We start from the raw sequence: 12,321 nt of genomic DNA, 5'->3' as shown, positions 1-12,321 counted from the left end.
GTGGGCCAGCCGTTTCCAATGCCCCCCTACGCCCTCACCCCCTCAACATCCCCATCGCTTCCGCAATCGCCCTTCTGATCCGTGTGTACGTGCCGCACCGGCAGATCACGCAGCTCATCTGATCGGCGATCTCCGCCTCCTTCGGATTCCGTGTGCGCTTGAGCAGCGCGCTCGCCGCCATCAGTTGCGCGCTCTGGCAGTAGCCGCACTGCACCACCTCGTGTTTCAGCCAGGCCGCCCGCAGGGCGCTGGCCTCGGGGCCGTCGAGTCCTTCGATGGTGACGATCTTCTTCCCTTCCATCTCGCTCGCCTGGTGCTGGCACGACAGCAGCATCTTGCCGTTGACATGCACCGCGCAGGCGCCGCACACCCCCACGCCGCAGCCGAACTTGGTGCCCGTCAGCTTGAGCTCGCAGCGCAGCACCCACAACAGCGGCGTGCAGCCGTCCGAGCGGACGTCGACACTCTTACCGTTGACACTGATCTGATGGTCTGGCATCGCAGGCTCCGGAAGGCGGCAGGGTCTTCATTAGCGGCAGGTCGCGCAGGCGCTCGCCGGTCGCATGGAACAAGGCGTTCGCCACCGCCGGGGCGATCGGCGGCGTGGTGGATTCGCCCACGCCCTGTGGCGGGCGCGTCGAAGGCATCACGTGTACCTGGATGTCCGGGCAGTCTCGCAGGCGCATGGCCGGAAAGGCGGTGTAGTAGTCCTCCTTCACCTTGCCTCGCTCCAGCGTGATCTTCTGCCACAGCGCTGCCGACAGCCCGAACACAATGCCGCCCTCGACCTGCTGCTCGATCAGGGTCGGGTTGACCGGCATGCCGCAATCGATGGCGCAGAACACGCGATCCACGCGGACCTGCCCCATGTTGCCTACCGACACCTCGGCGACCTGCGCCACCACGCTGCCGAACGACTCGTGCAGGGCCACGCCGCGCCCCACCTTCACCACGCCAGGTTGCTTGCGCAAGGGCTGGCCCCAGCCCGACATCTTTCTTGCCTGCTCCAGCACCGCGCGCTGGCGCTCGCCCCTGAGCAGGCTCATGCGGTAGTCGAGCGGGTCCACCCCGACTGCCACCGCCAGTTCATCGACAAAACTCTCCATGAAGAAGGCGTGGTGCGAATGCCCCACCGAGCGCCAGTAGCCCACGGGGATGGCGAGGTCCACGGTCTGGTGGCCGACCCACACGTCCGGCCAGTCATAAGCCTGGTCGAAGGCGCCCTCCGCCGTGGACTTGTCCAGCCGCGACAGGAAGATGTCGGGCAGGCCGAAGTTGCGCTTCGCGACGCCCTCCAGCACTGACTGGCTGGCCGAGATATTGCGCACGGCAATGACCTTGCGTTTTTCGTCGAGCCAGGCCTCGAAGCGCGACACGCTGGCCGGACGGTAGAAGTCATGCCGCATGTCCTCGGGGCGCGACCAGATCGTCTGCACCGGCACGCCCTTGCGCTTGGCGGCAATGGCGGCCGCCTGGCAGATGAAGTCGACTTCGAGCCGGCGCCCGAAGGCACCGCCGATGAACTGCTGGCGCAGCTCGACCTTGTCCGTGTCCAGCCTGAGCGTCTTCGCCACGCAGCGGCGAGCCAGCCCGGGCATCTGCGTGGCAGCCCACACGATGGCGCGGTCCTCCTGGACCAGCACCGTGCAGTTGACCGGCTCCAGCGCGGCGTGAGCGAGATAAGGCGCCGAGTACAAGACCTGGATGGCGGGCTTGCCCTGCTTCATGGCGCGCCCGTTGCCATGCTCGTGCCAGACACGTGGGCCGGAGGCGTCGAGCGCCTTCACCAGCGTATCGCGGATGCCGTCGCTCGACAGCTTCGCCGCCTCACCCTCGTCCCACTTGCACTGGACCTTCTCCACCGCCTGCATCGCGATCCACGCATCGCTGGCGATCACCGCCACGCCGCCGCTGCCGCCATGCAGCGGAGCGAGCGTGACCAGGTCGAGCACGCCGGGCAACTTCTTTACGTCGTCGGGCGGGGATCCCTGCAGCGTGCCGCCCAGCGTCGGACACATCTGCACGCTGGCGTAGACCATCGCGTCCGCCACCACGTCGATACCGAAACTGGCTCTGCCGTGGAGCTTGGCAGGGGCATCAAGGCGCGCCGCGCGGGTGCCGATGAGCCTGTAGCTGGCAGGGTCCTTCAGTTCGACCTTGCGTGGCAAGGGCTCACGCGCGGCTGCGGCGGCCAGTTCGCCGAAGGTGGCACTGCGCCCCGACGGATGCACCACCTTGCCGGCCTGCGCGCGGCACGCTTCGGCCTTGACGTCCCACTGCTTCGCCGCTGCCGCGCACAGCATCATGCGCGCGGCGGCGCCGGCCTCGCGCATCGGATTCCACAGGTCCCTGATGCTGGTGGAGCCGCCGGTGAACATCAAGCCCACCTCGCGCACGCCCTTGCGCGTGAACCATTCGGCGGCGCGCCTGGGCCACCCCTTGTCGTCCGGCCGGAACGGCAGGTTGGCGACCACGCCCTCGATGTTGTTGTACAGGTTATCGATAGGCGACGGCTCGACCCGGATCTGCGACCAGTCGGCCTCCATCTCCTCGGCCAGCAGCATCGCCGCGCCGGTATGCACGCCCTGCCCCATCTCGGCCTTGTTCATGACCACCGTGACGGTGTTGTCGGACGCCACCTTGACCCAGCCGTTCAGCGCAAACTGCCCGTCGCGCGCTGCCAGCGGCTCGCCGCCCGCCAGGCGCTGGCGCGGCGGCAGCCAGGCCCATCCGATCACCAGCGCACCGGCAGCGCCCGCACCGCCGAGCAGGAAGGCTCTGCGCGTCAACATGGCAAGACTGGCGGATCGATCATCATGGAAGGCCCCGTGCCGCCGATGGCATGGCCTATATTAGGTCGGGAAGTGCCGCAGCGCGAATGCGAGCACGTGGCTGGCGCTATCGCGCAACACCCGACATGGCCATGCTGCGCTGATACCCCCAGCAGTCGCAGGTCGAACTGCTCCGTGACGGGTGCCCGCGTTCCGGCAGGTCCTTGAGCTTGAGAACAAGCACCTGATCGACTTCAACGGACCGTGCCGCAGCCCCATCCATCAAGCAATTCCCCATTAGAATCAGCAGCTTATGCTACTGCGGGAAGAGTGCCATCTGCCCAGCCAGCAGCGTCTCGAAATCGTCGTCCAGGAACGGCAGGATCGCATCGGCGATCGGCTGCAACTGCTTGTTGACGTAGTGGCCATAGTCAATCGGCGCCGACCGGGTCTCAAGCGGCTCCGGCCCTGAAACGGTCATCACGTAGCTGATCCAGCCGCCATGCTGATACTGGCGCGGACGTCCCTGGCGCTCGTTATAGGCATCGGCGATACGGGCGGCGCGGACGTGCGGCGGCACGTTGCGCTGGTAATCATCGAGCTTGCGGCGCAGCCGCTTGCGATAGACCAGTTGCTCGTCGAGCTCGCCGGCCAGGGTGCGGCGCACGATGTCGCGCACATAATCCGCGTACGGCTCGCGGTTGAAGATCTTTTCGTAAAGGGTCTGCTGGAAGCGCTGGGCGAGCGGCGACCAGTCCGTACGCACCGTTTCAAGCCCCTTGAACACCATCGCGGCCTTCCCGTCGGGCCGTTCCACCTGGCCGGCATAGCGCTTCTTGCTGCCAAGGTCTGTGCCGCGGATGGTCGGCATCAGGAAGCGCCGGAAGTGCGTTTCCAACTGGAGTTCCAGCGCGCTTTCCAGTCCATGGGTCTGCCAGAGGTGGTCGCGCCACCAGTCGTTGACGTAGGCGACCAGGCTGCGGCCGATCTGCCTGGCATCGGCTTCCGTGCGCGCGCGGCGCAGCCAGACGAATGTGGAATCCGTGTCGCCATAGATCACCTCGTAGCCGCGGGCCTCGATCAGCGCGCGGGTCTGCCGCATGATCTCGTGCCCGCGCATGGTGATCGACGACGCCAGCCGCGCATCGAAGAACCGGCAGCCGCTGGACCCGAGCACGCCGTAGAACGCGTTCATGATGATCTTGAGCGCCTGGGACAGCGGCTTGTTCCGGTCACGCTTGGCGGCCTCGCGGCCTTGCCAGACCTTGGCGACGATCGCCGGCAGGCAGTGCTTGGTCCGGGAAAACCGCGCACCGCGGAAGCCAGGCACCGAATCGGCATCGTCGGGATGCGCCAGGCCCTCGACCAGGCCGATCGGGTCGATCAGGAAGGTGCGGATGATGGACGGGTAGAGGCTCTTGTAGTCCAGCACCAGCACCGATTCGTAGAGCCCCGGCCGCGAGTCCATGACGAAGCCGCCGGGGCTGGCCTCGGGCGCGTTCTCGCCGAGGTTGGGCGCGACATACCCCTGGCGGTGCATCAGCGGCATGTAGAGATGCGTGAAGGCGGCGACCGAGCCGCCGTTCCGGTCGGCCGGCAGGCCCGTGACCGTGGCGCGCTCCAGCAGGAACGGCAACAGCTCCGTCTTTTCGAAGATCCGCGTGACCAGTTCGCAATCGCGCAGGTTATAGCGGGCCAGCGCCGGCTTGTCCTGCTCGAACATGCGGTCGATGGCGTCCATGCGGTCGTACGGGTTGTCGACCGCCTTGCCCTCGCCCAGCAGCGTCTGCGCCACCGATTCCAGGCTGAACGACGGGAAGCTCCACGTGGCGGAACGCAGTGCCTCGATGCCGTCGATGATCAACCGGCCCGGTGCGCTGGCGAAATAGTGCTGCTGGGCGTTGTGCTCGCGCCATTCCATCTCGGCTCCGCCGCGGCCGAGGCGCAGCGGAAGCTGGAACTTGCGCGCATGTTCGTGCAGCACGCGCAGGTCGAACTGGACCAGATTCCAGCCGATGATCGCGTCGGGATCGTGATCGGCCAGCCACTGGTTCAGCTTTTCCAGCAACTCGGGCCGCGTGGCGCAGTACTCGAGCGAGAAATCGACCTCGGCGGGCATTTGCGGCGCGGCACCCAGCATGTAGACCTGGCGCTGGCCGCAGCCTTCGAGCGCAATCGAATAGAGTTCGCCGAACGCGTTGGTCTCGATATCGAGCGAGACCAGGCGCAACTTGGGCCGGTAGCCCTCCGACGGCTTCATCTGGGCATTGCGCAGCGCGCCGCCGGGGTCCGGCTCGCCGTCGAACCAGACCGGGGCGGTGATGAAGCGCTCCATCAGGTAGCGTTCGGGCGGGCGGATATCGGCTTCGTAGACATCCACGCCGGCGTCGCGCAATGAGCGGCCGAGCTGGATCAGTTGCCGATGCTGGCGGCAGTACAGGCCCAGTACGGGCCGGCGCTGGAAATCCTGGAGCTTGAGCGGGCGCAGTTCGACCTCGCGCTCGCGGCGCAGCAGCGCCTCGGCACGCTCGCGCTGCGACTCGGGGATAAACGCGACTGACGGCTGACGGGACAGGTGCAGGTGGCGCGGACCATTATCGGTCGCCAGCCAGAATTCGACTTCGGTGCCGGCCGGCGTATCGCGCCAATGTCGGGTCAGGATGAAACCCTGCTGAAGTGCCACGTTAGGAACATTGGGAAACGGCTACCGGTCGGGATTCTAGTGGATGGGCCGGGTGCGTGAGCCGCGTAAGCCACCCCGAGGCTTCTTCAGCTCACGCAAAGCGGTCGTGCAGGATAGCAGCGGTCAATTCGCGCTTCTTCCAGTACATATGGTGGATGCGCTCCTGCAATTTGCCCAGCACCATGGGGTCGAGGGTGCCATAGGTCAGCAGCACGGCAGGCTGCGAGCCATCGCCTTCCTCATGTTCGAGACTGTCGAACGGGGGAAATCCGTACTTTTCCAGGAAGGCCGCGATTTCCTCGTCCGAGGTGCCAGGTTCGATGTTGCCTAGCAGCAAACGACTCATGATGGTCTCTCCCAGTCGATGAAGGAGCGGCCCTGCCCCAGCCCCCTTTGCGGTTGGCACTGAGACGCCCTACCTTAATTCTAGGATGGGCTTTTGCCCTGCTGTGCCGCCTCGATCGCGGCGATATCAATCTTTTTCATCGTCATCATGGCGTCGAATGCGCGCTTGGCCGCCGCACGGTCGGGGTCGGTGATCGCCGCGCTGAGCGCGCGCGGGGTGATCTGCCATGACAGTCCCCACCGGTCCTTGCACCAGCCGCATTCGCTTTCCTGGCCGCCATTGCCGACGATCGCATTCCACAAGCGGTCGGTTTCGGCCTGGTCGTCCGTCGCAATCTGAAAAGAGAAGGCCTCGCTGTGCTTGAAATGCGGGCCGCCGTTCAGCCCGAGGCAGGGAATGCCGGCGACGGTGAACTCGACCGTCAGGACATCGCCCTGCCTGCCGTCGGGATAGTCGCCCGGCGCGCGGTGGACGGCGCTGACTGCGCTGTCGGGGAATGTCTCGGCATAGAAGTTTGCGGCATCAAGGGCGTCGCGGTCGTACCACAAGCAGATCGTGTTCTTGCTTTGCATGATGTGTCTCCTGGAAAGTCGAGCACCGGGAATCCGCCACCGGGACTCCAATGTCTCATATTCCGGTGGCGGGCGCAGGCCGCGCAAGGGGTGGGCTGAGGAGCCGCGAGCGGCCTCTGTCCAAGGGGCGTCGCCGCTGCCCGGCGCCAGTGCCGACTATGCCAGGCTGGTGCGCTTCGAGACCCAGCGCTGGGGCGAGGTGATCAGCAAGGCGAACATCGCGCTGGACTGATGCCGCAGGACTTCTCGCGTCTCACTGGGCTTCCGCCGCGCGCACGAACGCGTCGCGCGCGGTGATCCGCTTGACGTAGTCCTGGATGCACGGGCTCTCGCTGATGCGCGGCGCACCGAATCGGCCCGCCCAGGCCAGCGAGGCACCGAGATAGATGTCCGCCGCGCTGAAGGTCGCGCCGAGCACGAAGGGGCCGGGAGTCAGGGCTTTCTCGATGGCGTCGATCACATCGTCATAGTCGCCCCAGCCGACCGCCTGCTTCGGCAGCGGCGCCTCCTTGCGCATCATGCGGTCAGTCAGCGCGGGTTCGAAGCAACTGCCGCAGAAGAACAGCCACCGCAGCACCGTGCCGCGCGCGGACGAGCCTGCAGGCGGCATCAACCCGGCCTGCGGAAAGGCATCCGCCAGCCAGGCGATGATCGCGCCGTTCTCGGTCAGGACCGTGCCGTCCTGCAAGACCAGCGTTGGAATCTTCCCCATCGGGTTTATCGCCAGGAACTCCGGCGCGCGGCTCTCGCCCTTGGTGAAATCGATGTGCTGCAGCTTGTACTCGGCCCCGACCTCCTCCAGCATCCAGCGCGCCACCGAGGCGCGGCTTTGGGGGTTGTAGTAGAGCGTCATGGTCATACTGTCCTCCTGCCGCGTTCGGCCGTAATGTTTCGACCGCAGCAGGATAGCATCCGCCGGCTGCCACGAACCGCTTCCGTTGTGAAAGCCCTCACCCGGCCCGCTCGACCGCCCGCGCGAGCCGTGCGACGCCCTCCCCGATCTGCGCCAGATTCGTGCTCGCGAACGACAGCCGGAATGTGGCGCGCTGGCGCTGCTGCACATAGAATCCGGCACCCGGCACGAACAGCACCTTTTCCGCGATCGCGTGCGGCAGCAGTGCGGCAGCATCGTCGATGCCATCCAGCGCGGCCCAGAGGAACATCCCTCCCGCCGGCGATGCGAAGCTGATGCGGTCACCAAAGGCCTGGCGCAGCGCCGCCGCGAGCTGGTCGCGCTTGTCGCGATAGGCCGCGACTTCCCGCGCGACCTGTGCCGGCAGCCGGCCCGCTTCCAGATACTGCGCCGCGGCCAGCTGGATCCATGGCGGCGTGCACAGGTCGGATACCTGCTTGGCAATCACCGCGCGGCGCACGATCCCGGGCGCGGCGACCATCCAGCCGATCCTCAGGCCGGGGGCCAGCGTCTTCGACAGGCTGGCCAGGTGCACGAGCCACGGCCGCGCCTCGGGTACCGACGCGCACAGCGCCAGCAGCGAAGGCGGCGGCGCGCCATCGAAGCTGAGCGCCCCGTAGGGATCGTCCTCGACCAGCACCACGCGGTGCCGCGCCACCAGCGTCAGCAGCTGCAGCCGGCGTGCGGGCGACAGCGTGGCGCCGGTGGGGTTGGCGAAGGTTGGCACCGTATAGATCAGCCGGGGGCGCAACGACGGGTCGGCCAGCATGGCTTCGAGTGCAGCCACGTCCATGCCGTCGTGATCAGACGGCACGCCGCGTACGTCGGCGCCGGCGAGCCGCAAGGCCTGCAGCGTCGCGGCATAGGTCGGCTCCTCGACCAGCACCACGCTGCCGGGCTCGACCAGCGCGCGCACGAGGAAATCGAAGCCCTGCTGCGAGCCGCTGGTCACGAGCAGTTCGTCCTGGGTCACAGGCGCGCCGCGCCCGGCCATCAACGACGCCAGCGCCTGGCGCAGCGCCGGCGCGCCTTCGGTGGCGCCGTACTGCAGGCACTCGGCGGGCCGTTCGCGCAGCACCGCCGCCGAGGCCGCGCCAATGCCTTCGACATCGAACAGCGCGGCGGACGGGTAGCCCCCGGCGAACGAGATCATCCCGGGGTCGGTCAGGTACTTGAACAGTTCCCGGATCGGAGAGCCTGCCGGGTTGCGCAGCGCGGGGACGAAGGGATAAGCGGCGTCGGAAGTCATGAGCGGATGCAGAGCGTGCTGGACATGGGCGTGCTTCAGTCCACCGAAGCACCGGACAGGCGAACGATCTCGCCCCACTTCTGGCGGTCCTTCTTCAACACGTCGGCAAATGCCTCCGGCGAGCTGGGCGCCGGTTCCGCGCCCAGTTCGCGCATTTTCGCCTGCACGCCTGGCTCGTTGAGCACGCGCGTCAGGTCCTGGCTGATCTTCTGCGCCACCGCGGTAGGCACCCCGCGCGGCGCAAGCAGGCCGAACCAAGGGCTGGCATCAAAGCCGGGGACGGGGCCCGCGGCGGCGACCGTCGGCACGTTCGGAAGCGCCGACGAGCGCGCCGGCGTGGTCACGGCCAGCGGCTTGAGCTTGCCCGAGCGGATAAACGGCAGCGATGCCGGCAGGTTGTCGAACATCACGTCGACGCTGCCGCCCATCAGGTCGGCGATGGCCGGGCTGCTGCCCTTGTAGGCGACGTGGCTCATCTCCGTGCTGGTCATGCGCTGGAACAGCTCGCCCGCGAGGTGCGTGGACGTGCCGTTTCCGGCCGACGCCATGTTCACGCGCTTGGGATTGGCTTTCAGGTAAGCGATGAACTCGGGCAGCGTCTGCACGCGCGCGCGTTCCGCAAACGCCGGCGACAGCACCACCACGTTGGGTACGCGCGCCACCATCGCGACCGGCGCAAAGTCGGCGTCGGCATCATAGGGCAGCTTCTTGTACAAGGCCGGGTTGATGCCGAACTCGCCCACCGAGCCCATCAGCAGGGTGTAGCCGTCCGCCGTGGACTTGGCGGCCGTGCCGGTGCCGACGATGCCGCCCGCGCCGGGGCGGTTGTCGACCACCACCGACTGCTTCCATTGCGTGGCCAGTTGCTCGCCGATCAGCCGGGCCACCATGTCGGTGGTGCCGCCCGGCGGGTACGGCACGATGATGCGCACCGGCTTGGCCGGGAACTCGAGCGCGCCGGCGATGCCGGGCATGGTCGCGCCGAATGCAAGGGTGCCGGCGGCGAGCGCGCTGAACAAGTGTTTCATGCAGTCTCCTGTCTACCTGATGGTTGTCGTTATGAGGTTGTCGTGATGACGATGCCGGGAGGAGGCGGCAACGCAAGGAGCGAATGATTTCTCATCAACTCCAAGCTTTCAAGCGAGATTTCCGTATAGGATGATGATCTAAAATCATCAACTCAGCCCTTCCCCGATGCGGCAACGACTTCCCAGCCTGTCCAGCCTGCGCGCCTTCGAGGCCGCCGCGCTGCACCTGAACCTGCGCCGCGCGGCGGCGGACCTGTTTATCACCGAGAGCGCGGTGTCGCGCCAGATTGCGTCGCTGGAAGCGCTGCTGGGCGTGCAGCTGTTCCACCGCGCCAACCAGCGCATCACGCTGACGGCGGCCGGCACGCTCTACAGCGGACAGGTGCGGGAGTTGCTGCGCAAGCTGCAGCGCGACACGCTCGACCTGATGGCGCACGAGGGCTCGGGCGGCACTGTCGAGCTCGCCTGCGTGCCCACGCTGGCGGTCGAGTGGCTGATTCCGCGGCTGCCGGCCTTCTATGCGCGGCATCCGGGGATCGTGGTCAATATCAGCGCGCAGTCAGACATCTTCCTGTTCGACGGCACCCCCTACGACGCGGCGATTCACTTTGGCGAGGCGGTCTATCCCGGCGCGCGTGCCGACCGGATGTTCGACGAAGAATCGGTGGCGGTCTGCCATCCGGACTTCTTCGGCGGCAGGAAGCGGATCAGCCCGCATGACATCGCCCGGTCGCCGCTGCTGCACCTCGCCACACGCATTCTCGGCTGGAAGCAATGGATGGAATCGGCCGGCATCGACGACGTCAACGCCATGCGCGGCGCACGCTTCGACCACCATTCCATGGTCATCGCCGCCGCACGCGCCAGGCTGGGCGTTGGCCTGGTGCCGCGCTTCCTCGTGGGGGAATACCTGGCAAACCGCCAGCTGGTCATGCCCGTCGCCCATTCGCAGCGCTCCACGAGCGCGTATCACCTGGTCTCGCCGGATACCCGGCCGATGAGCGAGGCGATGCAGCGGCTGCGCGAGTGGCTGCTGGGGGCCGCGGGCGAGTTTGCGACAAGGCAGTCCGCGCCTGCGGACGAGGCTGGCAAGTAGCCGACCCACGCCGCAACTCACACCACCATTTCCAGCCCCGGCGTGGGCCGGCGCTCCAGCAATGCGGCCAGCCTGCGCAGCGCAGCCGATAGTTGCGCGCGGTCCTCCACGCCACCGAGCGAGATGCGGATGGCATTCGGCGCGTTTGGCCCCTCCCAGAACGCGTCGGACGGCGTCACGCGCAGGTCCTCCGCCAGCGCGGCCCGGGTGAGCTGCTGCGCCGACCAGTGCTCGGGCAAGCGATGCCATGCGTGGATGGCGCTGGGCGGGAGCTGGCCGATCCCGCTCAGCCATCGGCTTGCCAGCGCGCATCTGGCCAACGCTTCGGTCCTGATGCCGTCGAGCAGCTGCATGGCCGAGCCATCGTGGATCCATTGGGTCGCCAGGGCGGCGGTCATCGGTGCCGCCATCAGCGCGAAGGCCCGCAGCGATGCCAGCAGATCGTCGCCGCGCCTGCCCTCCGGCAGCATGACATACGCGGTCCGCAGCCCCGGACTGAGCGTCTTGGACAGGGTCGAGACATAGTACGTGCGCTCGGGAGCGAAGCTGGACAGCGGCGGCGGCGCTGACGGCGTCAGCAGCCAGTAGGGGTCATCCTCCAGCAAGGTGACATCACAGTGCGCCGCGGCCCTGGCGATAGCCTCCCGGCGTGAGGCCGGCATGGTGTGCGTAGTGGGATTCTGGGCGGTCGGATTGAGGTAGGCCAGCGTTGCCCCGTCGGCACAGGCCGCCTCCAGGGCGTCGGGGAGCATCCCGTCGCCATCGACCGGCGCGATGATCACGCGCCGCCCCAGTTGTGCCGCGGCCGCGCGAACGCCGGGGTAGGCCAGCGGCTCGCTCACGATCGCGTCACCCGGCCGGGTCCGGGCCAGGATCACGGCGGACAAGGCTGCCTGGGCGCCCGGGCACACCACCAGCCGTGCAGTGGCGACCTGGCCGAATATCTGCGCGAGCCAGAGGGTGCCGGCCGACCGGTCGGCAGCACTGCCGCCGCCGAGCTGGTAGGTCATCAGCAGGTGCGGGTCGCTGTGCAGCAGCACCTGCGACAGGCCGCGCCGCAACAGGTCCTGGAAATCCAGCCCCGCCGGTGGCGGCGGCACGTTCATGCTCATGTCGATCACCCGCGCCAGCTCCGCCCGCGGCGCGGCAATGAAAGTGCCGAGGGCCCCGCGGGCATCGATCAGATGCCGCCGCTTGGCCTCGTTGTAGGCACGCGTCACGGTGGTCAGGTCCACGCGGAGGGTCTTGGCCAGGCTGCGCTGCGGCGGTACGCGGTCGCCGGCTACCAGTCGGCCTTCGCCGATCGCCCGCTCGATAAAGTCCACGATCTGCAAGTAGCGCGCGCCGCCACCCGTTGTGATCTCAAGATCCCATTTGGTACTGACTTCGGCGCGGATATCGGTTCCTTGCATGGATTTCATCCGGTAGATTTCTTCGATGTATGGGTTTTGTCTTGCATTAGCATGCCAGACATCACCGAGGGAATCCATACAAACCACGCCCGCGCGGGGCTGAGCCAGCACTTGAATCGGAGCGCGTGGCCGGGAGCCTTCGGTGATCCGTAACCAAGGTGTCCGAAATGCTCAAACCTATTGCCGGGCCGGCAGACAAGAATCGACAAGGCCCGCTCCCCCGCCCATCCCCCGGCCCGCACCGCCGTCTT

At 67.2% G+C, this 12,321-nt stretch carries 10 protein-coding genes; 1 reads left to right on the top strand and 9 read right to left on the bottom strand.

What is annotated here, in order from left to right:
• Window positions 1-34: 34 nt before the first annotated feature.
• From AC3WON_RS30145 to AC3WON_RS30110, 8 genes are all read right to left on the bottom strand, one after another.
• Window positions 35-499 (bottom strand): (2Fe-2S)-binding protein, encoded by a 465-nt coding sequence (locus AC3WON_RS30145; RefSeq protein ID WP_492320256.1) that lies wholly within the window; start codon window positions 497-499, stop codon window positions 35-37.
• Window positions 468-2,792 carry a xanthine dehydrogenase family protein molybdopterin-binding subunit gene (locus AC3WON_RS30140; protein ID WP_492353378.1) on the bottom strand — a complete coding sequence of 775 codons (2,325 nt, stop codon included), beginning with the start codon at window positions 2,790-2,792 and terminating at the stop codon, window positions 468-470. Before AC3WON_RS30140 ends, AC3WON_RS30145 begins: the two co-directional genes overlap by 32 nt.
• 295 nt (window positions 2,793-3,087) lie before the next feature.
• Window positions 3,088-5,454: a DNA polymerase II gene (locus AC3WON_RS30135; RefSeq protein ID WP_492353377.1), complete on the bottom strand. Its 2,367-nt coding sequence runs from the start codon at window positions 5,452-5,454 to the stop codon at window positions 3,088-3,090.
• A 91-nt stretch (window positions 5,455-5,545) separates the two neighbouring features.
• A complete protein-coding gene (locus AC3WON_RS30130) occupies window positions 5,546-5,800 on the bottom strand; it encodes an RNA-binding protein (RefSeq protein WP_492320253.1) in 255 nt (84 codons plus the stop codon).
• 80 nt (window positions 5,801-5,880) lie between these two features.
• Complete coding sequence (locus AC3WON_RS30125; RefSeq protein WP_492320252.1) at window positions 5,881-6,372, bottom strand: VOC family protein; 492 nt, start codon at window positions 6,370-6,372, stop codon at window positions 5,881-5,883.
• Between the two features lie 253 nt (window positions 6,373-6,625).
• The gene (locus AC3WON_RS30120) at window positions 6,626-7,231 is read right to left on the bottom strand and encodes a glutathione S-transferase family protein (RefSeq protein WP_492320251.1); all 606 of its coding nucleotides are present in this window, start codon (window positions 7,229-7,231) and stop codon (window positions 6,626-6,628) included.
• Window positions 7,232-7,322: 91 nt separating this feature from the next.
• Window positions 7,323-8,534, bottom strand: coding sequence for an aminotransferase-like domain-containing protein (locus AC3WON_RS30115; RefSeq protein ID WP_492353376.1), 1,212 nt, complete (start codon window positions 8,532-8,534; stop codon window positions 7,323-7,325).
• 35 nt (window positions 8,535-8,569) lie between these two features.
• Window positions 8,570-9,562, bottom strand: coding sequence for a Bug family tripartite tricarboxylate transporter substrate binding protein (locus AC3WON_RS30110; RefSeq protein ID WP_492293480.1), 993 nt, complete (start codon window positions 9,560-9,562; stop codon window positions 8,570-8,572).
• 166 nt (window positions 9,563-9,728) lie between these two features.
• On the opposite strand from AC3WON_RS30110, the gene AC3WON_RS30105 reads away from it, so the two are divergent.
• Complete coding sequence (locus AC3WON_RS30105; protein ID WP_492353375.1) at window positions 9,729-10,658, top strand: LysR substrate-binding domain-containing protein; 930 nt, start codon at window positions 9,729-9,731, stop codon at window positions 10,656-10,658.
• A 17-nt stretch (window positions 10,659-10,675) separates the two neighbouring features.
• Here the strand turns inward: AC3WON_RS30105 and AC3WON_RS30100 are convergent, their stop codons facing one another.
• On the bottom strand, window positions 10,676-12,079 hold the full coding sequence (locus tag AC3WON_RS30100) for an aminotransferase-like domain-containing protein (RefSeq protein WP_492353374.1): 1,404 nt from the start codon (window positions 12,077-12,079) through the stop codon (window positions 10,676-10,678).
• Between the last annotated feature and the right edge of the window lie 242 nt (window positions 12,080-12,321).

Source organism: Cupriavidus sp. FW305-46, assembly GCF_058787075.1.
Note: the sequence above shows the minus strand (reverse complement) of the source record. Positions and strands in the feature narration are given on the sequence as shown.

Coding starts and splice junctions, on each gene's coding strand:
- AC3WON_RS30105 (WP_492353375.1), top strand. CDS start 9,729: ATGCGGCAACGACTTCCCAGCCTGTCCAGCCTGCGCGCCTTCGAGGCC.
- AC3WON_RS30145 (WP_492320256.1), bottom strand. CDS start 499: ATGCCAGACCATCAGATCAGTGTCAACGGTAAGAGTGTCGACGTCCGC.
- AC3WON_RS30110 (WP_492293480.1), bottom strand. CDS start 9,562: ATGAAACACTTGTTCAGCGCGCTCGCCGCCGGCACCCTTGCATTCGGC.
- AC3WON_RS30120 (WP_492320251.1), bottom strand. CDS start 7,231: ATGACCATGACGCTCTACTACAACCCCCAAAGCCGCGCCTCGGTGGCG.
- AC3WON_RS30115 (WP_492353376.1), bottom strand. CDS start 8,534: ATGACTTCCGACGCCGCTTATCCCTTCGTCCCCGCGCTGCGCAACCCG.
- AC3WON_RS30125 (WP_492320252.1), bottom strand. CDS start 6,372: ATGCAAAGCAAGAACACGATCTGCTTGTGGTACGACCGCGACGCCCTT.
- AC3WON_RS30100 (WP_492353374.1), bottom strand. CDS start 12,079: ATGAAATCCATGCAAGGAACCGATATCCGCGCCGAAGTCAGTACCAAA.
- AC3WON_RS30140 (WP_492353378.1), bottom strand. CDS start 2,792: ATGTTGACGCGCAGAGCCTTCCTGCTCGGCGGTGCGGGCGCTGCCGGT.
- AC3WON_RS30130 (WP_492320253.1), bottom strand. CDS start 5,800: ATGAGTCGTTTGCTGCTAGGCAACATCGAACCTGGCACCTCGGACGAG.